The sequence below is a fragment of the Luteibacter sp. W1I16 genome (genome assembly GCF_050434905.1).
In the GTDB taxonomy this organism is placed as follows: Bacteria; Pseudomonadota; Gammaproteobacteria; order Xanthomonadales; family Rhodanobacteraceae; genus Luteibacter.
Window position 1 is genome coordinate 3863128 of the sequence record NZ_JBNDJJ010000001.1, and the last position, 26143, is coordinate 3889270.

Genomic DNA, 26143 nt, shown 5'->3' on the forward strand with positions numbered 1-26143 from the left:
CTGGGGCCGCCGGCCTGCCGCCTAGCGAGGTTTCTCACTTCCATGGCCCTGGTGATTTACGACATTCCCTTCCATCCGGATCTGGCGGGCCTGTGGCACGTGCAGATGAATGGCGTGCCCACGGAAAATTTCGAAACACGTATCGCCGCCATCGCCTACGCGGTGCAGCAGTCGAAGCTGCTGGGCACGCAGAATGGCCTGCAGGTGCTGGTTTCGGTGGAAGGCGCCGACGGTATCTGGCGCGAATTCGAATCGAACGCGAAGCGTCCTGTCGCCGGACTGCAATAGCGCTGCACGTCCCGTTGATCCGCGATGCTTACGATGGGGAACGATAAGGAGGATCATCCCACTCATGACGCATCGAAAGATCGGTTACTTCGACGTGGATGGCACGTGTTACGTGGCCAAGCCGGGCCGTTGGCGTGGCAAGTACGTCATCAGCGAAGACGGCGAGGAATTGCAGGAGAAGTTGTGCACCACCCTGCATGAGAACGAAGAAGACGCCTGTGCGGAGGGCCTGACACTGGGCATCGCCGCCGCACGGAAGCTCATGCGCGAGCGCGAGGGTTTCGATCCCGGCGACGAGTGAGGCGAGGAAGGCACGTGCATACGCCGTGCCATCGCCTGCCGTTTTTGCCCATCGCAACATATTCCGAATGGCCGATGGTGCGCCCTGTTTACACGGCGTAAGTTTTCCGTGCGTCCCTGTGAATGCCGCGTTGCGAACCCCATTCCGGAGCCGCCAGGTCCCAGCCCCACTCCCCTAAGGCTTCGGAGACTCACAATGAAAATGGCATCCCAACAGGCGCTTCGGCGTCACGGCCTCGCTTTGTCCATCGCCGCCGCACTGGCTTGCACGTGTGGCGTCACCCTGGCGCAGGACGCGCCGGCGCCGGCCCCGCCGTCTCCTCCGCAGACCCCGGCACCCGGTGCACAGGATCAACAAAAGACGACCGACCTCCAGACCATCACCGTGACCGGATCGGCGCTGCCGCGCATCGACGTGGAAACGCCTTCGCCGGTGACGACGATCACCGCGGAACAGATCCAGAAGAGTGGCCTCACCACGGTTTCCGACGTGGTGCGAGCGGTGTCAGCGGACAACAGCGGATCGATACCCGCCTCGTTCACCGCCGGCTTCGCCGCCGGTTCGTCCGGCGTGGCGCTGCGCGGCCTGACCGTCAACTCCACCCTGGTGCTGATCGATGGAAGGCGGGCGGCGAACTATCCGCTGGCGGACGACGGGCAGCGCTCCTTCGTCGACCTCAACACCATTCCATCGAACGCGATCGAACGGATCGAAGTGCTGAAGGACGGCGCCTCGTCGCTCTATGGCGCGGACGCCATCGCGGGCGTGGTCAACATCATCCTCCGGCCCGGCTATCAGGGCACCGAGTTCACTGCCGATGTCGGCACGTCGCAGCATGGCGGCGGCACGACCAGGCGCGCCACGGTGTTGTTCGGTGGCGGCGACCTCAACAAGGATGGCTGGAACGCGTACTTCAGCGCCGAGTACCAGCACGACGACGAGATACTCACCCGGCAGCGAGGGTACCCGTACAACACGGCCGACATCCGTCGCAGTGGCGGCAACAACCTCATCGGTGGGCAGCCTTCGCAGAACTCCGGCTCCATCTACGGCACGGTGACGCCGGGTACGCTGTCGCGCCCGGGCGACGTGACCTCGGGCGTTCCCGATCCCGGCGCGGTGGCGCAGCCGCTGGTTCCCTGCGGCTCGCGCGGCACCCTGGTCACCGACGATCCGGCCAACCCCGGCAGCTACTGCGCGCAGAACTTCGCGCGCTATACGGCGATCCAGCCGACGATGGACCGGCGTGGCCTGTACGGGCGGTTCACCATCAAGCTGTCGGACACGAGCAAGGCGTACCTGGCGGCCAGCTACTACGAGGTGAAGACATCCTTCCCGGGCGTGCCCGCGCAGATCCAGGCGGGTACGCCGCGCAACACGAACTCCATCGCGCTGCCGGCGACCTTGCCCGACGGATCGCTCAATCCGAACAATCCGTTCGCCGCGCAAGGCAAGGCGGCGCTCATCAACTACGGCTTCCAGAGTGCGTTGGCGAGCGGCGAGAACGACAATCACAACCTGCGCATCGTCGGCGGCCTCACCGGTTCGTGGGGCGAATGGGGCTACGACACCGCCCTGGTCTTCAACCACTCGTCGCTGGACACGCGCCTGTCGGGTTTCCTCAACTACGACCGCTTGATCGCCGCGGTGACCAACGGTACGTACAACTTCATCGATCCCGGAGCGAACTCGCGCGAGTTCCTCGGCGCGCTGTCACCGCCGCTGAAGAAGACCTCGACCAGCGACTTGCAGTCGTTCGATTTCCGCGTGACGCGTCCGCTGATGGACCTGGCCGGCGGATCGCTGGGACTCGCCGCGGGCGTCGACGTGCGTCATGAGGAACAGGACGACCCGGACCTCAATCCCAATCTGGCCGCGCAGGGATTGGGCATCGCGCATGTGAAGGGCGACAGGACGGTGTCCGGTGTCTATGTGGAGCTGGACGCGCCATTCCTCGAATCGCTGGAGGTCGATGTGTCGGGCCGCTACGACCACTATTCCGACTTCGGTAACAACTTCTCGCCGAAGATCGGCATCAAGTGGAAGCCGATCGAGGAACTGGCCTTCCGTGGCACGTTCTCCAAGGGCTTCCGTGCACCGAGTTTCGCCGAGAATGGTTCGAGCGAAGCGGAAGGGTTCGCCACCTACACGCCACCGGAGGATTTCCAGGCCGCGCACGGCAACAGCGGTTACGTGCAGCCTTACGGCCTCGGGTTCCTCACGCGCGCCAATCCGAACATCAAGCCGGAGCGCTCGAGGAGCTGGACCTTCGGCATCCTCTACCAACCGACGCAGGACCTCAGCGCGTCGCTGGACTACTACCGGATCAAGAAGACCGGCGTGATCGCGCAACAGAGCGCGAGCGCGGTGCTGGATGCGTACTACGCGGGACTGCCGTTGCCGCCGGAGTCGGCTATCGTGCAGGACGTGCCGGACCCGGCGGCGCCCGATGCATTGCCGCGACCGCTCGTGGTCGCCGCGCCTTACGTCAACCAGAACGCGCTGGAGACCAAAGGGCTGGACCTGAACCTCAAGGCCGGTCACGACTTCAGCGAGAACGTCCGCTTCACGAGCGAACTGAACCTGACCAGGATCATTAGCTGGGAATTGACGCTGGAGGATGGAAGCAAGTTGCAGTTCGTGGGCACGCATGGCCCGTACGGCCTGTCGTCGGGCGCGGGCACGCCGCGTTACCGTGGCTCCTGGGCGAACAGCATCCAGTTCGGCAAGGCGACCATCACCGGTACGCTGTACTACACGAGCGGCATCAAGCTCACCGCGCCCGACATCACGACCGGCTGTTTCTCGACCAACACGGACACGGGCGCCAATGTGCCGGCCAACTGCCGCATGTCCTCGTTCACCGACTTCGACCTGACTGGCCGCTACGACATCAGCGACAAGGTGGCGATCACGGGTTCGATCATGAACGTGTTCGACAAGAAGGCGCCATTCGATCCGCTGAACTACGCGGCGCTGAACTACAACCCGACCTACGCGCAGAACGGCGTGATCGGGCGGTTCTTCACGCTGGGGGTGCGGGTGAAACTATGAGGACTCCCCATTGACGTGGCCGGATTTTTGCTTTAGTTACGCATCTGGGGGAATGTCAACAGGGGGCCGTCGAGGCCATGGCAAGTCGATTCACACGTTTCAATCCGATCACCGATGATGCCGGCACCGCTGTAGCGGCCCTGCCGGATGGCTTCATACCCGGTACCGTGGCGCCCTTCGTGATGCGCTACGGCACGGATTTCCTGATGGCCATGCAGCGCGCCGCGGCGATTCACGACATGTCGCGTCCGGTGGCGGCCGAGACCGAAACGGCCTGATAACGCGCGGGCTCCGTCAGGGGCGCGCGCCGTCGATCAGGTCGGCCACGGCCTCGGCCAGCGCGTGAAGGGAAAATGGCTTGCCGAGGATGGCCGTGCGCTCGGGCAGTTGTGGCGTGTCGGCGAAAGCCTCCCACGCATAGCCGGTGATGAACAGGACAGGCAGGTCCGGCAGCAGTTCGCGCGCCGATGCCGCAAGCTGCCTGCCGTCCATGCCGGGCAGGCCGACATCGGTCACGAGGATATCCACGGGATCGCCCGTGCGCAGTTGGCGCAGCGCCTCGTCGCCTTCACCGCATTCGCCGACCGAATACCCCGCTTCTTCGAGCACCTCGCGTGACAGGGCGCGCAACATGTGTTCGTCCTCCACCAGCAGCACGCGCCTGCCGTCGCCGCGACGCGCGCCATGTTCGATATGGGTGTGCGAGGCGGTCGCGTCTCCGACATGGCGGGGCAGCCACAGGCTGACGGTACTACCCCGGCCCGGTTGCGACTCGATGATCGCGCGGCCGCCGGTCTGCCGTGCGAAGCCGTCCACCATCGACAGGCCCAGGCCAGTGCCCTGGCCGATCGCCTTGGTGGTGAAGAACGGATCGAAGGCCTTTTCGACCACGGACCGCGACATCCCCGTACCCGTGTCGGACACGGCGATGACGACGTAGTCGGCATGGCCCTGGCCGATATCCGTTCGCTCGACGTTGCGTGTCGCGATCCTCAGCGTGCCGCCACCGGGCATCGCATCGCGTGCGTTGATGGCGAGGTTGAGGATGGCGCTTTCGAGTTGGCTGGCGTCGGACAGCGTGCGCCACAGACCGGGTTCCATGCGCAGGTCCAGGGCCACTTGTTCGCCCAGCAGCGGGCGAAGCAGCAGGTCGAGGCCACGCACGATGGCGTTGGCGTCCACGTCAGACAAGGACAGGGCTTGCTGGCGCGAGTAGGCAAGCAGCCGATGGGTGAGTCCGGCGGCCCGTTTCACCGCGCCGCCCGCGGCGTCGAGCAGGCGCCGCGCTCCCTCGATGCGGCCGGTCTCCAGCCGTTCGGTCAGCACCTCGATGGCACCGCCGATACCGCCCAGGATGTTGTTGAAGTCGTGTGCGATGCCGCCCGTGAGGCGGCCCAATGCTTCCAGCTTCTGTGCGTGGCGCAACTGGTCTTCCATGTCGCGCCTGCGCTGGATGTCGCGGCCCATGCCGTAGACGATGTCGCCGTCCGGCACGCAGGTCCACGCGAACCAGCGGTACTCGCCGTCGCGCGTACGCAGGCGTACCTCCAGGTCCTCCACCACCTCTCCATCGAACAGTTGCGAGACGGCGTCACGCGAACGTTCCAGGTCGTCCGGATGGACCAGTTCCTCAAAGCCCAGGCCGACCAGGTCGCTGGCCTCGTAGCCCAGTTCGATGCGCCACGCGGGATTGACGTTGCGGTAATGACCGTCACGGCCCATGACCACGTAGAGGTCGCGCGAGATGCCCCAGATCTGGTCGCGCTCGCGAGTGCGCTCGTCGATTTCCCGCTCCAGCGATGCATTCAGTTCGCGTAAGGCGAGGGCGGAGCGAACGCCGCGCGTGGTCTCGTTGGTGACGGCGTACATGCCGATGATGCCGCCGTTCTCGTCACGCAACGGCGCATACGAGAAGGTCCACCAGGTTTCCTCGTCATAGCCATGCCGGGTCATGCGCAGGGGCAGGTCGCGGTGCATCGACCCTTCACCGGCCAGTGCCCGTTCCACATGCGGGGATACATCGTCCCAGACGTCCTCCCACAACGTTTCGAAAGAGCGGCCGATCGCGCCGGCCACGCGTCCGCCGAGCATGGGCCGGTAGGGGTCGTTGAAGAAGAACACCTTGCCGGGCTCGGCGGAGACGAACATCGGCTGCGGCGTGTCGAACATCGTGGCGAGCATCGATCGCAGGGCGTTCGGCCAGCGGTCGACGGGACCCAGCGGCGTACCGCTCCAGTCGAAGGCGCGGATTTCCGCGGCCGTCGGCGAATCGGCAGGGAGGAACGCGAAAGGATCGGCGTGCCGGTTCATCTCGGGCGAAGCCGGAGCATGGGAAGTCCTTCGTAGCGATGGCCGTCAAGGAATAATGCAAGGGGCGCGAAGACGATGTCTTGACGGCGCGTGCGCCGCGGAGGCTGCTTCGCTTATGCTCCCCGCGACCAGCCACGGAAGTCCCCATGTCGTCAGCGAGCCTACCGCGCAGCCCGGGCATCGACACGCTGCGGGGCGCCAGCATCCTGCTGGTGGTGATACACCACCTCGGCCTTCGCCTTCCCTTGCACAAGACGGACGCGGCGAACTGGTTGCCGGTTCCGTTCCTGAAGGGCCTGATCCACAACGGCTACGAAGCCGTTTTCATTTTCTTCGTCATCTCCGGTTTCCTCATCACGCGGCACACGCTGGAGCGCGACGGGACACTGCGCGAGATCGACTGGCGGGCCTTCTACATGCGCCGCGTCGCTCGCATCGCGCCCTGCCTCCTGGCCATCGTCGTGATCCTGCTGGCCTGTCACGTACTACACCTGCCGAACTACACCATCGAGCGCCCGGGCCAGTCGCCGCTGGGCGCCACCCTTTCGGCGCTCACCTTCACCCTCAATGTCTACGAAGGACGTACCGGCTGGCTGCCGGGTGGTTGGGACGTGCTCTGGTCGTTGTCGATCGAGGAAGTGTTCTACCTGGCGTTCCCGCTGGTCTGCCTGTCGCTGGGCCGGACCCGCTGGCTGGTGCCTGTCCTCGTGTTGCTGGTGCTGTCGGTGCCCTTCACGCGCGCCGCGATCGTGGACAACGAGATCTGGCAGGAAAAAGCCTATTTGCCGGGCATGGGGGCGATCGCCGCCGGTGTCCTCGCCGCGCTGGCGGTGGGTGCGGGGCCCAGTCGCTCCTTCGCGGGCCGCGGCGGGCGGGCGTTGCTCGCGATGACGGGTCTGCTGGGCCTCGCCCTGGTCATGTTTTCCGGCGGCTGGCTGTGGAGGGCGGTCCACGAGGGCTACATGCTCGTGCTGATCGGGGCTTCGGTATGCCTCGTGCTCGCATCGCCGGAAGGCGGCCGGGCATGGCCGGGCTTCGGCTGGCTTCGCGCGATGGGAAGGGCGAGCTACGAAATCTATCTCACCCACATGTTCGTCGTGTTTTCGCTGGTGGGATGCGCACGCGCCACGGGTACGGACACGGTGGACGGCTGGATCTGGTACGTGCCGGCGGTACTGGGGTCGTGGGCGCTGGGCTGGCTTGCCGCCCGGGGCTTTTCGGAGCCGGCCAACCGCTGGCTGCGCTCGCGCTTCCACCCGCGCAAGACCGGGGACGCCGTCGTCGAGCCAGCATGAACGTTGCGCGGGAGCCAGCGGCTCCCGCGCGGGGCAGGATCAATGGCGGCGGTCGTTGTCGCGTGCGCGATCGGTAGCCTTGCCGGCCTCCCGCTGGATCTTGCCGGCGTTCTTTTCGATATTGCCCGCGGCTTCTTTCGCATGGTTACCGGTGATCTTGCCGGCGGCTTCCTTCATGGAACCTTTGGCTTCGTGTTTCATGCCTTCGGTACGGTTCTTGTCCACGTCGGTTTCCTCGCTTGCACTGCGTCGTCCGCAGCGGCACTGGTTTACGCCGTTTCGTGATTAGCGCCGCGTGAAGCTGGCGTGCGGCGGTTTTCATCCACGAATCCCGTTACGATGCGGCCCATGTTTCCCTTGCCCAAGACGGCCACCGCGCCGTTCTGCCCGTCGGAAGTCGCCGGGTCCATCGTCGTTCCCTTCGATCTGCCCTGGTGGAAAAAGGCCGCGCGCTTCGCCGGCCCGGGGCTACTGGTTTCCGTCGGGTACATGGACCCGGGCAACTGGGCCACCGATATCGAGGCGGGCTCGCGGTTCGGCTATCGACTGCTCTTCGTCGTGCTGCTTTCCAGTCTCGCCGCCATCGTGCTGCAGTGCCTGGCCGCGCGGCTGGGCATCGCCACCCAGAAGGATCTCGCCCGGCTCTCGAGCGAGCGCTATCCGAAGGCCATCGGGCGCATCCAGTGGGTATTCGCGGAGATATCGATCATCTCCTGCGACCTCGCCGAGGTGCTCGGGAGCGCCCTGGCGTTCAAGCTGCTGTTCGGGGTGTCGTTGCCCGTCGGCGTCGCCTTGACGGCGCTGGACACCTTCATCGTCCTCGGCTTGCAGGGCAGGGGATTCCGCCGGATCGAATCGATCATCCTCGGGCTGGTCGGCACCATCGGTATCTGCTTCGTGGTGCAACTGTTCCTGCTCGGGCCGAACTGGGCCGAGGTCGCCGCGGGATTCGTACCTTCCTGGCACGCGGTGTCGGCGCGGGAGCCGCTCTACCTGGCGATCGGCATCCTCGGCGCGACGATCATGCCGCACAATCTCTACCTGCATTCGTCGATCGTGCAGACGCGGGCGGTTTCAGGCGAGGAGGGCAAGCGAGCGGCGATCCGCCTGACCCGCGTGGACACCATCTGCTCATTGAGCCTGGCCCTGCTCATCAACGCGGCGATCCTGATCGTGTCGGCGGCCGCGTTCCATGCCAGCGGTCGCACGGACGTCGCCGACATCGGCGATGCCTACCAGTTGCTCGCGCCGATCGCGGGAACCACGGTCGCCGCCGTGGCCTTCGCCATCGGCCTGTTCGCCTCGGGCCAGAGTTCCACCTTCACCGGTACCATCGCGGGACAGGTGATCATGGACGGATTCCTGCAACTGAAGATTCCGTGCTGGCAACGCCGGCTCGTCACGCGCGGGCTGGCGATCATTCCCGCCTTTATCGGCGTCGTGACCATGGGCGACCGGGCGATCGGGGCGTTGCTGGTGGCGAGCCAGGTCGTGTTGAGCATCCAGTTGCCCTTCGCCATGTATCCGCTGATCCGCTTCACCGACGACCGCACCTTGATGGGCGGCTTCGCCAATACACGCCTGGTGTCGTACACGGCGTGGGGCCTCTTCGTGGTGATCTCGATGGCGAACGTCTGGCTCGTGGCACAGGTGTCGGGGCTCGCGTGACGCCGGACATACAAATGCATCACGCACGGCCGCGCAGTCTCGACCGTTGACGACACCGACGATTCGCTACTCGATGCATAGTCCCTACATCCCCGAGACCCCCGGCCGCTCACCTGTCCTCCCGGAAGAGCAACCGAAGCCACCCCTCCCCGAAACGCCAGGCCGCGACCCATCGAAGGACCGGCCGCAGGAACGTCCTCCCCATCCCGACGATCCCGAAAGCGACGGCACGCCACCGTTGGATACGCCCGAGGCGCTGGCAATCCGGATTCCCTGACCCACACTCCCCGGAGGAGACCAAGTCATGCCCGAGAAAAAGACTATTGCGAAGGCACGGAAGGATAAGCGCGAAGGGAAGTCGCCCTCGACGCAAGCCGGGGAATTCGTACACGAGGAGATCGAGCACGTGCGCGAAGGCAAGCACGGCGCACGCTCGACCAAGCAGGCGATCGCCATCGGCTTGTCCAAGGCCCGCCGGGCGGGCGTGAAGAACAAGCCGTCGAAGACGGCGAGCAAGGCGACGAAGAAGAAGGCGGCGCAGGATTCGCGCGCGGCCACGCGGAAGCGGTCCACGGGCACGGCGGCGAAGAAGTCCACGGCGCGCAAGCGCGCGGCGGGCACGTCGGCCCGGAAGTCCACGGCGAAGAAGGCGACGGCCAGGAAATCGGCGACACGCTCGCGGGCGACGACCAAGGCGTTGAAGCGGGAAGGGCATTCCGCCGTATCGAAGCGCGCGTTGTCGGCCCAGGGCCGCAAGAGCGCGGCGAAGCGGACATCTTCGAGCCGTTCGGCGGCGGCCAAGAAGGCGGCGCATACGAAGGGTGCCGCGGGAAGGAAGTCGGCGGCCAAGAAGGCCGCCCGGACCAGGGCGCGCAAGGCGTCCTGACAGCCGAAGGCCCGCCGTGAGGCGGGCCCTTCGATTTATATGTGGACGAAGCCGGGGCCCGGCGGAGGCGAACCGTGGTTAGACGGAATCGCCACTCAGGCGGCTGGCCACTTCGCCCAGCCAGTCGTAACCGTCCATCTCCCCACCGAAGAGATCGAGGCCACCGGTGTCCGCGACGCGGTAGCCAGCGGAGTATTCGAAGGTCGTGATGCCGTATTCGTTACGCAGTTCGTTCATGGTTTTGTCTCCCAGTCGTTAGGACCGGATGTTTCAATCCTCTGGCGCCGACGCCGCCGGTCTCTGGCGTGGCGTGAACCTTACGCTGCCGGGGCAAACCCAAGAAGAGGCGCCGGGCGATTGGTCCGTTTCGTTTGGTGAACAATCGCTTCGTTAGTCTTTCGTCACGCACCCAGCGGGCCGAATTCCTGAACTAACGAGTTTCCTACGAGCCCTTTCTATGGGCAGCTTGCGGCTTTACAAGGCCTTCCAAGCATTAAATCCTTGGACATCGGGTGTAAGGAAAAGGTTCAAAGAAAATTCCGATGGGGGTCATAAGTCACCTCTATCGGAACCCTTACAGTGCCCTTTCGTTCGCCGTTCCAGACGTATCCGTTAACCCTAGTTTAACTCAAGGGGTAGCCCATCGCTACCCGTGGGGCTGAACGGTTCCCTGACGCCGCTTCGGGATCGGGTCCGGGGTAGCTAGAATCCACGGTCCACCCGGCATCGCCGCCGGTTCGTCATCGTAAGAGGAACGCCCATCATGAAGTCTCGCGCCGCGGTTGCCTGGGAAGCAGGAAAGCCCTTGTCCATCGAAGAAATCGACGTCCAGGGCCCGAAGGCGGGTGAAGTGCTGGTGCGCATCGTCGCCACCGGCGTATGCCATACGGACGCGTACACGCTTTCCGGGGACGATCCCGAGGGTGCGTTCCCGGTGATCCTGGGCCATGAAGGGGGCGGCATCGTCGAGGAGGTGGGCGAAGGCGTGACCTCGCTCAAGCCGGGCGACCACGTCATCCCGCTCTATACGCCGGAGTGTGGCGAGTGCAAGTTCTGCCGCTCGGGCAAGACCAATCTCTGCCAGAAGATCCGCGTGACCCAGGGCAAGGGCGTGATGCCCGACGGGACCTCGCGCTTTTCGCTGGGCGGCAAGCCGTTGCTGCACTACATGGGCACCAGCACCTTCAGCGAATACACCGTGCTGCCGGAGATCTCGCTGGCGAAGATCAACAAGGACGCGCCGCTGGAAAAGGTCTGCCTGCTGGGTTGCGGCATCACCACCGGTATCGGCGCCGTGCTCAACACGGCGAAGGTGGAGCCGGGCTCCACCGTGGCCGTGTTCGGCATGGGCGGCATCGGCCTGTCCGTGGTGCAGGGGGCGGTGATGGCGAAGGCCAGCCGGATCGTGGTCGTGGACACCAACCCCTCGAAGTTCGAGATGGCGAAGATGCTCGGCGCCACCGATTGCATCAACCCGCGTGATTACCCGGACACGCCGATCCAGCAGGTGATCGTCGACCTCACCGACGGCGGGGTCGACTACTCGTTCGAGTGCATCGGGAATGTGGACGTGATGCGCGCCGCGCTGGAGTGCTGCCACAAGGGCTGGGGCGAATCGATCATCATCGGCGTCGCCGGCGCGGGCCAGGAGATCCGCACGCGTCCCTTCCAGCTGGTGACCGGGCGCGTGTGGCGTGGCTCGGCCTTCGGCGGCGTGAAGGGCCGCAGCCAGTTACCCGGCTTCGTGGACCGCTACATGGGCGGCGAGATCAAGATCGACCCGATGATCACGTATACGATGGGCTTGGAAGACATCAATCGCGCCTTCGACCTCATGCACGAGGGCAAGGCCATCCGCTCCGTCATCCTCTATTGAGCCCCTCGATGAACGAAACGATCGATCTGATCCGCCGCTACTACGACGCGTTCAATCGCGGCGACTGGGCCACGATGCTGTCCCTGCTCGACGAGCACGTCGTGCACGATATCAACCAGGGCGGCCGGGAAGCCGGCCGCGACCGCTTCGCCGCGTTCCTGAAGCGCATGAACGTGAGCTACAGCGAGCAGTTGAAAAACATCGTGCTGATGGCCAACGAGAACGGCTCGCGTGCCGCTGCGGAATACGTCGTCCATGGCGTCTACAAGGCCACGGATGAAGGCCTGCCGTTGGCCCAGGGCCAGACCTACGTGCTTCCGGGCGGCGCGTTCTTCGAGGTGGCCAACGGCCGCATCACCCGGGTCAGCAACTACTACAACCTGGAGGACTGGCTGGCCCAGGTACGCCGGGTGGAAGTCGACTGAGCCTTGAAGTGCCGGGAGACGGGCCGCAGGTCTGCTGCGACCCGCCTCTTCCTCAAGGTTGCGCATGGCCTGGATCAACCCGTACTACGACCGTTCCAAGGCGCACCATGCGCCGGAAGGGTTCCGCAACCTGGAACCGGACCTGCGTGAGCCGGGTGGCTTGCAACGCTGGCGCAAGGAACGCAAGGAACAGGGCGTGCCGCACCCACCCAGCGAAGGATACGAGGCGTTCGCCCGCCGCTGGTGGCAACGCGCCGACCTGGGTGGCACCGACGATGCCGCCTGGTGGCTGGGGCATGCGAGTGTACTCGTCCGTCACCGTGGGCTGACCGTGCTCACCGACCCGGTGCTCGGCCATCGCGCGTCTCCCGTGTCGTTCGCGGGACCGGCCCGGCGGACACCTGCGCCGGTGGACGTCGCCGGTCTGCCCGCCGTGGATGTCGTGCTGATTTCGCACAACCATTACGACCACCTCGATGCGGCGACGGTGCGCGCGCTGTCGCGGCGGTTCCCCCAGGCCGTGTTCCTCGTGCCGCTGGGGCTCAAGCGCTGGTTCGACAGCCGGCGCATCGGCAATGTGCGCGAACTGGACTGGTGGGCGAGCACGGAGGTGCGCGGCGCGACGTTCACCTTCGTACCGGCCCGGCACTGGAGCGCGCGCACACTATGGGATCGCAACCGCTCGCTCTGGGGTGGCTGGGTCATGGCGCAGGACGGCTTCCGCTTCTGGTTCGCAGGTGACACCGGCTATTCCGACAAGCTGGCCGAGATAGGGCGCCGTGCCGGTCCGATCGATCTCGCGGCTATTCCCATCGGTGCCTATGCGCCGCGCTGGTTCATGCGTGGACAGCATGTCGATCCGGCGGAAGCGCTGCGCCTGCACCGGGAGATCGGTTGCAAGCGTTCCATCGCGATCCACTGGGGCGCCTTCGAACTGGCCGACGACCAACTGGACGAGCCGCCGCGCCTGCTGGGCGAGGCCCTCGCGGAGGCGGGGGTGGGAACGGACGAGTTCATGTTGCTCAACATCGGCGGCCGAATTGCGCTCTAATGGCCGCTTCCCCCGCCGCGTAGCCCCCCACCATGCCGTTTCATGAATTCCGCCTCGAAGGCGAGTACGTCGAACTCAACCTCCTGCTGAAACTCACCGGTATCGCCGCCAGTGGCGGGGAAGGCAAGCACATGGTCGCCGACGGCCTGGTCACGGTCGACGGCGTGGTCGAGTTGCGCAAGACCTATAAGGTGCGCGCCGGGCAGCTGGTGACGATAGGCGACAACGAGATCAGCGTGCTTCCCGAGATCGATTGACGCCCTGCGTTAGCAGGACATGAAAAAACCCGGCGCCTCACGGCGCCGGGTTTTTTCGTTCATGCGCTTTCGGTCACATGCCCGACGTGGAGGACTTCGCCGGTTCGGTCGAGGTGCCGCTCTTCTTGTGTTTCTTGTGGGTCGACTTCATGGAATCGCTGGCGCCGGATTTCATCGAGTCGTGGCTCATCGAATCCTGGCTCATGGAGTCGCCGGTCTTCTTCATCGAGTCGTTAGTCGTCTGCGTCGGGGTGGCGGCGGTCGACGCAGGCGTGGGGGAAGGTGTCTGCGTGGCGCTTTGGGCGAGGGCTGCGCCGCTCACGGTCATACAACCAGCCAGCATGGCGAGGATCAGTTTCGTGTTGCGCATGACGAAATCTCCTGGAACTTGTGGCGCCTTGGGAACATCGCGATGCATGGCGCGAAAGCATCGCTCCCGGTAAGACCATAGACCGGGCCTTGCGGGGTTTGCTGACGCTATTCCTTTTTCGATGAATGTTGCTCTTGCAAAGCAGCAAATCGAGAGGAACCGTTCAGGAGAAAATTAGCTACGGTTAAGTGACGGCAAGGGTCGTGCCACGTTAGCGTGGGATCACCTAATGGAAGTCGCGCGACACGGACGCCATGGCTGGCAGCAGGTCGCTGAAATCGTGCAGCCGGCTGGCCACGAGATGGTGTACGCCGTCGATCGATTGCCACTGACCATCCACGGCGAGCAATACGGCGTCGAGCAAGGCCTGGCGGCAGGCTTCGGCGACCTTCGGCCTTACGATCACGTTGACCTGGCCGGTTTCATCCTCGAGCGTGACGAAGGTGATGCCACTGGCGGTTTGTGGCCGCTGGCGCACGGTGACGAGGCCGGCGTGACGCAGCCATGCGCCATTGCGTTCCCGCTCAAGATCGCTGGCGCGGCGCACCCGTCGCGCCAGCAAGTTCTTGCGAATGAGCCAAAGGGGATGCGCGGCGAGGGAAAGGCCATGCGTGGCGTAGTCGGCGAAAACGTTTTCCGCGAGCGTGGGTGGGCGCAGCGTGGGGCGTTCCTCGGCCACGGCATCGATCAAGGGCAGGCTGCGTTCGATGCCGGAGCTTTCCCACCGCGCGCGATGGCGATGGCCGCTGAGCACACGCAACGCGCCGGCGTCGGCGAGGCGTTCGCGTTCGAAACGCGTCATGCCGGCGCGGTGGGAAAGATCGGCCAGGTCGCGTAGAGGCGCTTCCATGCGCGCCGCCACGATGCGCGCGCCGAGGCCGGAGGATAATCCGCCGATCAGGCGCAGGCCGAGGCGCAAGGCGAACACGCCGGGTTTCTTTTCGATGGGTTCGAGCGTGCAGTCCCAGTCACTGGCGGTGACATCGGGCGGCCGTACTTCCACGCCGTGCCGGCGCGCGTCCGCGACGAGTTGCGCGGGCGCATAGAAGCCCATCGGCTGACTGTTGAGCAGCGCGCAGGTGAAGATTTCCGGGTGGTGGCGCTTCATGTACGACGAGGCGTAGGCGATCAGGGCGAAACCCGCCGCATGCGATTCGGGAAAACCGTAGCTGCCGAAGCCCTGGATCTGGTCGATGATCTGCTGGGTGAACTCGGGGGAATACTTGTTCTTCGCCATGTTCCGGCGAATCTTCGGTTCGAATTTTTCCAGTCCGCCGCGACGCTTCCATGCCGCCATGGAACGGCGCAACTCGTCCGATTCGCCGGCCGAGAAATCGGCCACCACTTGCAGGAGCGCCATCACCTGCTCCTGGAAGATCGGCACGCCGAGGGTGCGTTCGAGCACGGGGCGCACGCCTGGTTCGTAGACGATGTCTTCCTCGGGCAGCTTTCGCCGTTGCAGGAAGGGATGGACCATGCCGCCCTGGATAGGGCCTGGCCGGACGATCGCGACCTGGATCACCAGGTCGTAGTATTTATTCGGCAGCAGGCGCGGAAGCATCGACATCTGCGCGCGCGATTCGATCTGGAATACGCCCACCGTGTCCGCCTTCTGGATCATCGCGTAGGTCTCGCGGTCATTCATGGGGATGTCGGCGAGGCGGCGGTAATCGACGCCTTTGTGCTCGCGCAACAGGTCGATCGCCTTGCGCATGCAGGTGAGCATGCCCAGGGCGAGGCAGTCGACCTTGAGCAGCTTCATGGTTTCCAGGTCGTCCTTGTCCCACTGGATGATCGTGCGGTCGTCCATCGCGGCGTTTTCCACCGGCACGAGATGGTGCAGCGGCGTGTCGGAGATGACGAAGCCGCCCACGTGTTGAGAGAGGTGGCGGGGCATGCCGACGAGTTCCTCCACCAGTACGACGAGCTGGCGGATGGTGCGGCTGGTGATGTCGAAACCGCGCTCGCGCAGGCGCACGACGATGGATACTTCGCCATGCGCATGCGAATACGCGCGGCTCAGCTGGTCCAGCTGGTCTTCGGAAAGCCCCAGCGCCCGGCCCACGTCGCGCGCGGCGCTCTTGTGCCGGTAGCTGATCACCGTGGCGGCAAGCGCGGCGCGGTCGCGGCCATACTTGTTGAACACGTATTGCAGGACCTCCTCGCGGCGTTCGTGCTCGAAGTCCACGTCGATATCGGGTGGCTCGTCGCGTTCGATCGAGATGAAGCGTTCGAACAGGGTGGATATCTGCGAGGGGTTCACCTCGGTGATGCCCAGGCAGAAGCAGACCACCGAATTGGCCGCCGAGCCGCGGCCCTGGCAGAGGATGTTCTTCGAGCGCGCGAAGCGGACGATGTCCTGCACGGTGAGGAAGAAGGCTTCGTATTTCATGCGCGCGATGAGTTCGAGTTCCTTCTCGATGCGTTCGACGATCGCGGGCGCGACGCCCTCGGGCCAGCGCGTCGCGGCACCTTCATAGGTGAGCTGGCGCAGGTAGGCCGGAGGATCGAGGCCTTCCGGAACCAGTTCGCGCGGATAGACATAGTTGATGTCGCGCAGGTCGAAGCCGGTGCAACGTGCGGCCACGACGAGGGTTTCGTCGATGATGTCGCGTGGGTAGATGCGGGAGATGGTCTCGCGCCGGCGCAGGTGGCGCTCGCCGTTGGGGAACAGGGCGTGGCCGGATTCGGACACCGGCGTGTTGAGCCGGATCGCGGTCAGGATGTCCTGCAGCGCGCGCCGGCGCCGCAGGTGCATGTGGACATCGCCCGCGGCGATACAAGGCAGGCCATGACGTTCGCCGAGATCGCGCAGGGCGGCCAGTTCGGCATCGTCGTGCTGGCCGCGGTGCAGTTCCACGGCGAGCCATGCACGGTCGCGAAAATGGGCGCTCACCCAGGCCGCGCGATCTTCATGCGTGGCCGCGCCGTTGGCGGCAAGGGGGCCGGGTGACCAGAGCACGCAGAGGCCCGGCGCGAGGGACTCGACGTCGCCACGGTTCAACTCGTAGTGTCCCTTCGCCGCACGACGGCGGCCGAGCGTGATGATCCGGCACAATTCGGCGTAGCCCGCCTGGTTCTCCACCAGCAGGATGATCACGGTGCCGTCGGTGAGGTGGAATTCGCTGCCGACAATGAGGGGGACGCCGGTTTCCAACGACGCTTCCAGGCCGCGCACGATGCCGGAAAGCGAGCACTCGTCGGTGATGGCGAGCGCCGTATAACCGATGTCCTTCGCCCGCTCGAACAACTCGCGCGCACTGGATGCGCCGCGCTGGAAACTGAAGTCGCTGAGTGCGTGTAGTTCGGCATAGGCGGGGACGGCGGTGTCCTCGTCGTTGGCGGGTGTCAGGTGGGCCGTGTCGATCTGCATGGCGGAACGAATCAGGCGAACCAGCCGTGCAGCATCCAGCCGTCGAGGGTGCCGGGGGGCAGATAGGCCCAGGCCTGCTGTCCATGCACCGTACGCACGATGTAGTAGTCGCGTCGCGCATCGTCACCATCCCACCAACCGCTTTCGATGCGCTCGGGGCCGGCGAGGACGGCCTCCGGGTCGGGGCGCATCGGCATCGGTCGCGGCAACAACCAGAGAGGCCGGCGCCGGCGCGGCAGCGAGACCGTGGCACCGGGCGTGCCGTAGCGCGAGGCACGTTCGGGGCGATGGTCGGCCACCAGCGCGATCTGGCGCAGCGCCGCGTTACCCAGACGCGCGCGCAGGCGTTCGTCGAGCGTGGGCCAGTCGAGACCATCGCCGCGGATCGGTTCGAACAGGTCGCGCAGCGGTGGCCGGAACACCGGCAATTCCTCGGCATCGAGTTCGATCGCGCGCGCCGGCGCGGGCAGCGTGGTGCGTTCCAGGCGTGTACGGGCCAGTTCGAACAGACGCTCGGCATCGCGTTGCGGCGCGGCCATGGCGACCACGACGCGGGTGGATTCGCCGCGTGCATGGTCGAGGGTGAGGGTGAAACGCTGTACGCCGCCGTCGCGGGCGGCCAGCAGATTCGCCAGCGTGCGGGTGAGGCGGCGCAGGGGAAACAGCAACGGCTGGCTTCCATCCAGTTCGCCGTCGAATTCGATCTTCTGGCGGAAGTTCGCTGGCGGCTGCCAGGCGGGCAGGGCATCGGCGGCTTCCCCGCGGATGCGGTCGAGCCAGTTCACGCCTTCCCGGCCGATGCGCCGCGTGAGCTCCGGGCGCGGCAGGTGGAAAACTTCTTCCAGGCGGCGAAAGCCCATCGCGTGCAGGGAGGTCACCGTGGCGACGGGCAATCCGCTCTGGTTCAACGGCAAGACGCCCAGCATGCGCCGCACGCCTTCACGCTCCGGCAGCACCATGCCGTCGGCATGGGCGGCGAACACCCAGGAAGCGGCGGCGAACGGCGTCGCCGCCAGGGTATGCGTGTGTCCTTGCGCGGCGAGCCCGCTGCGCAAGCGTTCGGCCAGCACGGGCCAGCCATCGAACAGACGCAGGCTGGAGCCGACTTCCATCAGGATCGCGTGCGGTGGCACCAAGCTCACATGGCCGCTGAACTGATAACACCAGGCGGCCAGTTCGGCGAGCAGCCGGCTTTCCGCATCGGGATCGCGTGGGCGTACTTCCAGGGAAGGACACAAGGCACGGGCGGCGGCGAGACTCTGGCCACGGCGTACACCGAAGGCGCTGGCTTCGGCGTTGGCCGCGGCGATCAGGCGTTGGCGGGCCCGATGGTCGAGCAACGCAGAGGGGCCTGCCTCCGGTGTCGCGGCGAAGGCGGCGGAGAACGCCAGGCCGGGAAAACGGAGACAGGCCCAAAGCATGACTGCGGGGGAGGGGCGACGACGGCGCGTCCGTCATGACGGCGTGGAAAACGCGGCGTCATGACGGAAACCATCAGGCCCGCATGCGCAGCAGTGGAGCGGTGGTGGTCAGCAGGCCGCGCGACTTGAGCACATCCACGTAGGTGGCTTCGTCGCTGTTGCTGACCTTGAGCCGCAGCGCGGCCGGGCTGTTCTGCGCGGCATGGTCGGCGGGGCGGAAGATCATGGCGCAGGCGTCGCCGCTTTCGGCGGCCAGTTGCAGGCGCCGCAGGCTGCGGTAATCGATATCCGGCAACCAGCCGACCACGGCACCGCAGCAACCCGAACGCAGGCACTGTTCCATGCTCCATGCGGCTTCCGTGCTACCGGCCTGGATCTCGTGCAGGAAACGCAGGTCCACGCCCGCGGCGGCGAGTGCGGGAGCGTACGGCAGGTAGGGCGGCGCGACGAAGATCACCCGGCGGTGTTCCTGGGTGAGCGCCGCCAGCGCGGGCATCACCAGGTCCAGCTCACCGAGGCCGTCGTGTTCGAACAGGATTTCGCTGAGCGCGCCTTGCGGCCAGCCTCCACCCGGAAGTTTGGCATCCAGCGAGGTCCAGCCCGTGGACAGGGCGCGCACCCGCGGCTGGCGGTCGGCGGAACGGCGCCAGATACCGGGATGGTCGAGCACCTGGGCGAGGGTCGGTGTGGCGATGGCGTTCATGGTCAGGTCCTGCGGATGATGCCGACGTAACGCCCTTCGATGGCGAACGCGTGGCGGCGAGGGTCGACTTCGATCGGCGCGAAGTCGGGGTTTTCGGGCAATAACAGGAGGCGGTCGCGCTCGTGCTTCAACCGCTTCACGGTGACTTCGTCGTCGAGGCGGGCCACGACGATCTGGCCGTCGCTGGCCGTGGCCGTCTTGTGCACGGCGAGCAGGTCGCCGTCGAGGATGCCGACATCGCGCATGCTCATGCCGACGACGCGCAGGAGGTAGTCGGCGCGCGGCCGGAACAGCGCGGGATCGACTTCCAGTTGCGCCTCGATGTTTTCCTCGGCGAGGATCGGCGAACCGGCGGCGACGCGGCCGACCAGCGGCAGGTCGTTCGCCGCGGCCATGCGCATCAGCGCGGCGTTGCCGGCCGGAAGGCGCAGCCCGCGATGTTGCGGCGAGCGTTCCAGTACTCCCTTGCGTACGAGGGACTCCACGCACGCCTGGGCGGAACTGTGGCTGGAGAAGCCGAGGGCATCGGCGATCTCACGCAACGTCGGCGGCAGGCCTTGCGCCTGTAGGTATTCCTGCAGGAAGGCGAGGGTCTTTTGCTGGCGCTCAGTAAGGATAGGTGTCGACATGCGTACATTTGTACAGATGTCGACGAAGCGGCGCAAGGGGGAAAATCAGGTCGCGCATTCCGGTGGGAGCCGACCCTGGTGGGAGCCGACCCTGTCGGCGATCCCGCGGCAGCGGGCCGGCTTGATGCACGGCTCGGCTTCGCCCTCGCGCTGGTGGGGCAGAGCCGTCGGCCGCCACCCTCGTCGCTCCGGTTCCACCGTCGCTCGGGAAGGGAAGCCGCTGCGCGGCCGTGTTCTGTGGCTGGCGCCCCTTCGCGCCCGTCGCCCCGGGCGGGGTTTTCGATTCGCCCTCCGTGGCTCAGCGAAAACGGCCGGCCGTCCAGGCCGGCCCCCTGACGGGCCTTTTCGCCCGGCGCTCCTCGGTTCCACAAGTCGCCACGAGGGTGGCGGCCGACGGCTCTTCCGGGCACGGAGGGGTCGTGTGGCAAGAGCAACACCCGCGACCTTGGAGACAAGCCGTTCCGTGGGAAACCCCTCACCCGGGTGGGAAGCGGGCTGGCCCGCGATTCGCCACCCTGTGTCGAGCGAATGAGGCGGTGCATCGCAACCGAGCGAGCGGTGACAAGCCTCGCCCGATCACGGCAAGGCTTCCTTCGCCAGCAAGAAGGTTGAGGCATCGCGGGCCAGCCCGCTTCCCACCCATGTTTCGGCAAGTGGCGGGCTTTGCTCTTCCGATCAGCCCACCGCAGTGTCGATAGAGCTGCCGGGCGCCACCCTCGGCGCGACATGAGGAGCCGAGGACGGGCGGGCGGACAAGGCCCGCAGGAGATCGGCCAGGACGGCCGATCGTTTTCGCTGAGCCATGGAGGGCGAATCGAAAACCCCCGCCCGACCGTCCGAGCCCGAAGGGGCGCCAGCCATCGGACACGGCCGCGTAGCGGCATCCTTTCCCAAGGGACGGCACCGCCTGTCGCGCCGAGGGTGGCGCCCGGCAGCTCCCCCGCCACGTCGCACACAGCGAATGCGAGGGCGAAGCCGAGCCCACCCCCTCTCTCAAACAAAACACGCGCAAAGGACTTGCACGTTTATGCACGTTTTCATACATTGATGCGCATTCTTCAACCATGGAAGTTCGCATGAAGCCCGCGCGCGCCACCCGATTGATCTTTCTCCTGTCCGGCATCGGCATGGCCAGCTGGGCTCCGATGGTGCCGTATGCCAAGGCGAGGCTCGGGCTCGACGATGCGACGCTCGGCCTGGTGCTCCTGTGCATGGGCTGCGGGGCGGTGGCGGCCATGCCGCTGGCGGGATTCCTGACCAACCGTTACGGGAACCGCGATGTCATCGGGGTCAGCGGATTGCTGGTCTGCGTGGCTTTGCCCCTGCTGACGATCACTCCAAACGCCTATTGGCTCGGTGCCGCGCTGTTGTTCTTCGGCGCGTCGCTGGGCGTGGTCGACGTGGCCATGAACGCCCATGCGGTGGATGTGGAAAAGCACGCGGGCAAGCCGATGATGTCGGGCTTCCATGGTCTTTTCAGCGTAGGCGGCCTCGTCGGCTCGGCTGGCATGGCGGCACTCTTGAAAGCGGGTGCGCCGCTGACTGGCAGCGCGCTGGCCGTGTCCGCCGCGTTGCTCGTCATCGTCGTGACGCAGTGGAAGCACTTCCTCGTTCGGCTCGACGATTCCGGTCAGTCGCATTCCATCTTCCGCATGCCCTCGGCTTCCGTGTTCCTGCTGGGTTTCCTTTGCCTCGTGGTGTTCCTCGCCGAAGGCGCGATGCTTGATTGGAGCGCGGTGTTCCTGCGCTTCTCGCGCGGGTTCGATCCTTCCCTGGCTGGCCTGGGTTATGCCGCGTTCTCCATCGCGATGGCCTGCGGACGCCTGCTCGGCGATCGCATCACCGCCTCGGTGGGATCGGTGACGATCGTGCGCGTGGGCGCCCTCCTGGCCGCGCTCGGCTTCTTTCTCGCCACTGCGTTGCCGTGGGGTCCGGCCGCCTTGCTGGGCTTCATCCTCGTAGGCATCGGTGCTTCGAACATCGTCCCCGTGCTGTTCAGCGCGGCCGGACGACAGCCGGGCACGTCGCCGGGTATCGCCATCGCCACGGTCACGTCGCTGGGTTACGCGGGCATGCTCGCCGGCCCGGCCGCCATCGGCTTCGCCGCCCACCTCAGCAGCCTGCCGCTGGCCCTTTGCGGCGTGGCCGTGCTGCTCGTGGTCGTATCAACCTGCGCGTCCATCGCGCGCCGCTAAGGACCGTTCCATGCATAGCAAACGTGATGTCGTCATTTTCGATTTCGGCGGTGTCCTGATCGACTGGAATCCGCGCTACCTCTATCGCAAGTTGTTCGGCGACGACGAGGCGGCGATGGAAGCCTTCCTGGCCGAAGTGACCACGCCGGAATGGAACCTGCAGCAGGATGCCGGCCGTTCCTGGGACGAGGCGGTGCGACTGCTGACCGCGGAGCATCCCACCAAGGCCGAACTCATCGCGGCCTATCAGCATCGCTGGGAGGAAACACTCGGCGGCGCGATCGACGACAGCTTGCGCATCCTTCGCGAACTGAAGGAGGCAGGCCACCCTCTCTACGGCCTCACCAACTGGTCGCACGAGACCTTTCCGTTCGCGCGTGAGCGTTTCGATTTCCTCACCCTTTTCGATGGCATCGTCGTCTCGGGCGAGGAGGGCATGATCAAGCCCGACCCGAAGCTCTACCAGACCCTGCTGGAGCGCTACGACATCGATCCGTCACGTGCGGTGTTCATCGACGACAACAAGGCCAATGTCGATGCCGCCGAGGCGCTGGGCATCCACGGCATCCACTTCCATACGCCGCAACAACTGCGGGCCGAACTGGTCGAGCTGGGTTTCCTGCCGGCATGAACGCATCGGTCGACACGACACTGCCCCGTGAGCGGCAACAGCTGATCCTCGATCGCCTGCGCCGTGAGGGCAAGGTCGTGGCGGCCGATCTCGCGCAGGAATTTCGTGTGTCGGAGGATTCGATCCGCCGCGACCTGCGCGACCTGGCCGCGCAAGGGTTGTGCCGCCGCGTGTATGGCGGCGCCTTGCTGGCGGTGAACATTCCGCCCCTGGACGAGCGTCATGCCGAGCGGGCGGAGCTCAAGCGCGAACTCGCGAAGACCGCGCTCGGTCTCGTCGGAAACGACCAGATACTGTTCATCGACGCGGGCTCGACCAACACCGCGCTGGCGAAGATGTTGCCGGAAAACCGTGGACTCACCGTCGTGACGAATGCGCCCGACGTGGCGTTGGCGGTGCTGGGGCGGCCCGGCTTCGACGTGATCATGCTGGGTGGAAAACTCGATCCGGCCATCGGTGGCGCCATCGGTTCGCGTACGGTCCGCCAGGCGCAGGACATCCGCGCGGACCTCTGTTTTCCAGGGGTCTGCGCCATCGATCCCGAGCGTGGGCTGTGGACCTACGACGAGGAAGAGACGGTGTTCAAACAGGCGATCATCGAGGCCAGCGGCGAGACGGTGGCGATCGCCACGCCGGACAAGCTCGTCGCGTCGGCGACGCATCACACGGTGCCGATCACCGGTATCGCGCACCTGGTGGTGGCGGTGGATACGGATGCGGCGGTGGTGGAGCGTTATCGCGCGGCGGGGGTGATGGTGCATTTGTAGGTCGATCGCCGCTGAAGCGGCTTCCCACCCGAAACGGTCCCATAAAGTAGCCGCCGTGAAGAGCATCGCCGACAGGGTCGGCTCCCACAGGGCTTCCGCAGCCTGGTGGGAGCCGACCTTGTCGGCGATGGGGGAACAAGCGACCCGGCAAGATGAAGCGGCCCCTCAGGACCGCCTCATCGCTTCTCAGACGACCTTCCTCAGCCGGCCTTCTTCTTCGCCAACCGCAGCCAGGTATCGACCACGGTGTCCGGGTTGAGCGACATCGATTCGATGCCTTGTTCCATCAGCCACTCCGCCAGGTCGGGATGATCGGACGGGCCCTGGCCGCAGATGCCCACGTATTTGCCCTTGTCGCGCGCCGTCTTGATCGCCATGGCGAGGAGCTTCTTCACCGCCGCGTCGCGTTCGTCGAAGAGGTGGGCCACGATGCTCGAATCGCGATCCAGGCCCAGGGTCAGCTGGGTGAGATCGTTCGAACCGATGGAGAAGCCGTCGAAGATATCGAGGAATTCGTCCGCCAGCAGGGCGTTGGACGGCACCTCGCACATCATGATCACCTTCAGGTCGTGCTCGCCCTGGACGAGCCCGTTCTGGCGAAGCACCTCGATCACCTTGCGGCCTTCGTCGAGCGTGCGCACGAAGGGAATCATCACCCACACGTTGGTGAGGCCCATGGTTTCGCGCACGTACTTGGCGGCCTTGCATTCCAGTGCGAACGACGCGGCGAAACCCGGGTCGACATAACGGCTGGCGCCGCGATAGCCGATCATGGGGTTTTCCTCGTGCGGCTCGTAGCGCGAACCGCCGATCAGTCCGGCGTACTCGTTCGACTTGAAGTCGGACAAGCGCACGATCACCGGCTTCGGATACACCGAGGCGGCGATGGTGGCGATGCCTTCGGCGAGGCGGTCGACATAGAAGGACACCGGGTCCTTGTAGCCCTGGATACGCGCATCGATGCGCGCCTTGGTTTCCGGATCCTGCTTGCCGTATTCCAGCAAGGCCTTCGGATGCACGCCGATGTGGCTGGCGATGATCATCTCCAGGCGGGCCAGGCCGATACCGGCGTTGGGCAGCATGCCGAAATCGAAGGCACGTTCCGGGTTGGCCACGTTCATCATGATCTTCAGCGGCGCTTCCGGCATCGCGCCCAGGTCGGCGGTGATGCGATCGAACTTCAGCGTCCCTTCGTAGATCGTGCCGGTGTCGCCTTCGGCGCAGGAGACGGTGACTTCGGCGCCGTCGGGAATCGTCTCCAGCGCGTTGCCGCAGCCGACCACGGCCGGCACGCCCAGTTCGCGGGCGATGATCGCCGCGTGGCAGGTACGGCCGCCGCGATTGGTCACGATCGCCGCGGCGCGCTTCATCACCGGCTCCCAGTCGGGATCGGTCATGTCGGCCACGAGCACGTCGCCGGGCTGCACCTTGTTCATGTCGGCGAGCGAGCGGATGACGCGGGCCTTGCCGGCGCCGATCTTCTGGCCGATGGCGCGGCCTTCCGTGAGCACCTTGCCCTTTTCATTGAGTTGGAAGCGCTCCAGCGTGGTCGCGTGGTCGCGCGATTTCACCGTCTCCGGGCGGGCCTGCACGATGTAGAGCTTGCCGGTGTGACCGTCTTTCGCCCACTCGATGTCCATCGGGCGGCCGTAGTGCTTCTCGATGATGAGCGCCTGGCGCGAGAGTTCTTCCACGTCGGCGTCGGCGATGCAGAAGCGATGACGGTCTTCGACCGGCGTTTCCTCGATGCGCACGCGCTCGCCAGGCTGGTCGGAATAGACCATGCGCTGCTGCTTGGCGCCGAGGCTGCGGCGGAGCACCGCCGGCTTGCCTTCGCGCAGCGTGGGCTTGAAAACATAGAACTCGTCGGGATTGACGGCACCTTGCACGACCATTTCACCCAGGCCGTACGAGCCGGTGACGAAGACGACGTCGCGGAAGCCGGATTCGGTATCCAGGGTGAACAGCACACCGGAAGCGCCGACGTCCGAGCGGACCATCAACTGCACGCCGGCGGAGAGGAACACGTCTTCGTGCTTGAAGCCCTGGTGCACGCGATAGGCGATCGCCCGGTCGTTGTAGAGGGAGGCGAAAACCTCCTTCACCTTGTGCAGCACATCGTCGATGCCGACGACATTGAGGAAGGTTTCCTGCTGACCCGCGAACGAGGCGTCCGGAAGATCCTCGGCCGTGGCGGAAGAACGCACGGCCACCGCGATGTCGGTGGCGCCGGCGTCCTTGCACAGCTTGATGTACGCATCGCGGATCGCCTGCTCGAGGTCGGCGGGCAGGGCGGTATCGACGATCCAGCCGCGGATCTCCTTGCCGCCGCGGGTCAGTTCATCCACGTCGTCCACGTCCAGCGTGGCCAGGCGTTCCTGGATACGCTTCGCCAGGCCACTCTTCTCGAGGTAGGTCTGGAAGGCATCGGCCGTGGTGGCGAAACCGCCAGGCACGGAGACACCCAGTTTCGCCAGGTTGCCGATCATCTCGCCAAGGGAGGCGTTCTTGCCGCCCACCTTGCCCAGGTCGGTCATGCGTAGCGCGTCGAGCCAAAGTACCAGGTCGCTCAAGGGAAGATCCTCACAATCGGTTCGTCGGTTTTGCGGCGGGCCGCGCTAGAAAATCCACACATTGTCGGGG

The 26143-nt window shown here is 65.7% G+C and carries 23 protein-coding genes; 14 read left to right on the plus strand and 9 right to left on the minus strand.

Annotated features, from left to right (window positions below; genetic code table 11):
• Positions 1-42 precede the first annotated feature (42 nt).
• From QFZ41_RS16985 to QFZ41_RS17000, 4 genes are all read left to right on the plus strand, one after another.
• Positions 43-288, plus strand: coding sequence for a hypothetical protein (locus tag QFZ41_RS16985; protein ID WP_429199816.1), 246 nt, complete (start codon positions 43-45; stop codon positions 286-288).
• A gap of 64 nt (positions 289-352) precedes the next feature.
• The gene (locus QFZ41_RS16990; protein ID WP_429199817.1) at positions 353-589 is read left to right on the plus strand and encodes a hypothetical protein; all 237 of its coding nucleotides are present in this window, start codon (positions 353-355) and stop codon (positions 587-589) included.
• Between the two features lie 195 nt (positions 590-784).
• Positions 785-3643 carry a TonB-dependent receptor plug domain-containing protein gene (locus QFZ41_RS16995; protein ID WP_429199818.1) on the plus strand — a complete coding sequence of 953 codons (2859 nt, stop codon included), beginning with the start codon at positions 785-787 and terminating at the stop codon, positions 3641-3643.
• 77 nt (positions 3644-3720) lie between these two features.
• Positions 3721-3921, plus strand: coding sequence for a hypothetical protein (locus QFZ41_RS17000; RefSeq protein ID WP_429199819.1), 201 nt, complete (start codon positions 3721-3723; stop codon positions 3919-3921).
• Between the two features lie 16 nt (positions 3922-3937).
• On the opposite strand, the gene QFZ41_RS17005 is transcribed toward QFZ41_RS17000, so the two are convergent.
• The gene (locus QFZ41_RS17005) at positions 3938-5953 is read right to left on the minus strand and encodes an ATP-binding protein (protein ID WP_429199820.1); all 2016 of its coding nucleotides are present in this window, start codon (positions 5951-5953) and stop codon (positions 3938-3940) included.
• A 146-nt stretch (positions 5954-6099) separates the two neighbouring features.
• Here QFZ41_RS17005 and QFZ41_RS17010 point away from each other — a divergent pair, with 146 nt between their 5' ends.
• The gene (locus QFZ41_RS17010) at positions 6100-7248 is read left to right on the plus strand and encodes an acyltransferase family protein (protein ID WP_429199821.1); all 1149 of its coding nucleotides are present in this window, start codon (positions 6100-6102) and stop codon (positions 7246-7248) included.
• A 39-nt stretch (positions 7249-7287) separates the two neighbouring features.
• Here the strand turns inward: QFZ41_RS17010 and QFZ41_RS17015 are convergent, their stop codons facing one another.
• Positions 7288-7473, minus strand: coding sequence for a CsbD family protein (locus QFZ41_RS17015; RefSeq protein ID WP_429199822.1), 186 nt, complete (start codon positions 7471-7473; stop codon positions 7288-7290).
• Positions 7474-7596: 123 nt separating this feature from the next.
• Between QFZ41_RS17015 and QFZ41_RS17020 the strand changes: the two genes are divergently transcribed.
• Positions 7597-8916, plus strand: a complete 1320-nt coding sequence (locus QFZ41_RS17020; protein WP_429199823.1) for an Nramp family divalent metal transporter — start codon at positions 7597-7599, stop codon at positions 8914-8916.
• A 304-nt stretch (positions 8917-9220) separates the two neighbouring features.
• A complete protein-coding gene (locus QFZ41_RS17025; protein WP_429199824.1) occupies positions 9221-9802 on the plus strand; it encodes a DNA-binding protein in 582 nt (193 codons plus the stop codon).
• 78 nt (positions 9803-9880) lie between these two features.
• Here the strand turns inward: QFZ41_RS17025 and QFZ41_RS17030 are convergent, their stop codons facing one another.
• A complete protein-coding gene (locus tag QFZ41_RS17030; protein ID WP_429199825.1) occupies positions 9881-10039 on the minus strand; it encodes a hypothetical protein in 159 nt (52 codons plus the stop codon).
• A 526-nt stretch (positions 10040-10565) separates the two neighbouring features.
• Between QFZ41_RS17030 and QFZ41_RS17035 the strand changes: the two genes are divergently transcribed.
• The 4 genes from QFZ41_RS17035 (at position 10566) to QFZ41_RS17050 (ending at position 13411) form a co-directional block, all read left to right on the plus strand.
• Positions 10566-11678 carry an S-(hydroxymethyl)glutathione dehydrogenase/class III alcohol dehydrogenase gene (locus tag QFZ41_RS17035; RefSeq protein WP_429199826.1) on the plus strand — a complete coding sequence of 371 codons (1113 nt, stop codon included), beginning with the start codon at positions 10566-10568 and terminating at the stop codon, positions 11676-11678.
• An 8-nt stretch (positions 11679-11686) separates the two neighbouring features.
• Positions 11687-12103, plus strand: coding sequence for a ketosteroid isomerase-related protein (locus QFZ41_RS17040; protein WP_429199827.1), 417 nt, complete (start codon positions 11687-11689; stop codon positions 12101-12103).
• A gap of 64 nt (positions 12104-12167) precedes the next feature.
• On the plus strand, positions 12168-13154 hold the full coding sequence (locus QFZ41_RS17045) for an MBL fold metallo-hydrolase (RefSeq protein ID WP_429199828.1): 987 nt from the start codon (positions 12168-12170) through the stop codon (positions 13152-13154).
• Between the two features lie 32 nt (positions 13155-13186).
• Positions 13187-13411, plus strand: coding sequence for an RNA-binding S4 domain-containing protein (locus tag QFZ41_RS17050; protein WP_429199829.1), 225 nt, complete (start codon positions 13187-13189; stop codon positions 13409-13411).
• Between the two features lie 73 nt (positions 13412-13484).
• Here the strand turns inward: QFZ41_RS17050 and QFZ41_RS17055 are convergent, their stop codons facing one another.
• The 5 genes from QFZ41_RS17055 to lexA all read right to left on the minus strand — a co-directional run bounded on the left by QFZ41_RS17055 (position 13485) and on the right by lexA (position 19907).
• Positions 13485-13781 (minus strand): hypothetical protein, encoded by a 297-nt coding sequence (locus QFZ41_RS17055; RefSeq protein WP_429199830.1) that lies wholly within the window; start codon positions 13779-13781, stop codon positions 13485-13487.
• A 226-nt stretch (positions 13782-14007) separates the two neighbouring features.
• Positions 14008-17154, minus strand: a complete 3147-nt coding sequence (locus QFZ41_RS17060) for an error-prone DNA polymerase (protein WP_429199831.1) — start codon at positions 17152-17154, stop codon at positions 14008-14010.
• Positions 17155-17165: 11 nt separating this feature from the next.
• Entirely contained in the window at positions 17166-18575 is a 1410-nt protein-coding gene (locus tag QFZ41_RS17065) for a Y-family DNA polymerase (protein ID WP_429199832.1), read from the minus strand.
• 73 nt (positions 18576-18648) lie between these two features.
• Positions 18649-19278, minus strand: coding sequence for a translesion DNA synthesis-associated protein ImuA (gene imuA / locus QFZ41_RS17070; RefSeq protein WP_429199833.1), 630 nt, complete (start codon positions 19276-19278; stop codon positions 18649-18651).
• Between the two features lie 2 nt (positions 19279-19280).
• Positions 19281-19907, minus strand: a complete 627-nt coding sequence (lexA, locus tag QFZ41_RS17075; RefSeq protein ID WP_429199834.1) for a transcriptional repressor LexA — start codon at positions 19905-19907, stop codon at positions 19281-19283.
• 1076 nt (positions 19908-20983) lie between these two features.
• Between lexA and QFZ41_RS17080 the strand changes: the two genes are divergently transcribed.
• Genes QFZ41_RS17080 through QFZ41_RS17090 form a run of 3 tightly spaced genes read left to right on the plus strand, consistent with a single transcriptional unit; the run spans position 20984 to position 23500 of the window.
• A complete protein-coding gene (locus tag QFZ41_RS17080; RefSeq protein ID WP_429199835.1) occupies positions 20984-22102 on the plus strand; it encodes an MFS transporter in 1119 nt (372 codons plus the stop codon).
• Positions 22103-22112: 10 nt separating this feature from the next.
• Positions 22113-22733: an HAD family hydrolase gene (locus QFZ41_RS17085; RefSeq protein WP_429199836.1), complete on the plus strand. Its 621-nt coding sequence runs from the start codon at positions 22113-22115 to the stop codon at positions 22731-22733.
• The gene (locus QFZ41_RS17090) at positions 22730-23500 is read left to right on the plus strand and encodes a DeoR/GlpR family DNA-binding transcription regulator (protein WP_429199837.1); all 771 of its coding nucleotides are present in this window, start codon (positions 22730-22732) and stop codon (positions 23498-23500) included. Before QFZ41_RS17085 ends, QFZ41_RS17090 begins: the two co-directional genes overlap by 4 nt.
• Before the next feature lie 200 nt (positions 23501-23700).
• On the opposite strand, the gene ppsA is transcribed toward QFZ41_RS17090, so the two are convergent.
• Positions 23701-26073 carry a phosphoenolpyruvate synthase gene (ppsA, locus tag QFZ41_RS17095; protein ID WP_429199838.1) on the minus strand — a complete coding sequence of 791 codons (2373 nt, stop codon included), beginning with the start codon at positions 26071-26073 and terminating at the stop codon, positions 23701-23703.
• Positions 26074-26143: the final 70 nt, after the last annotated feature.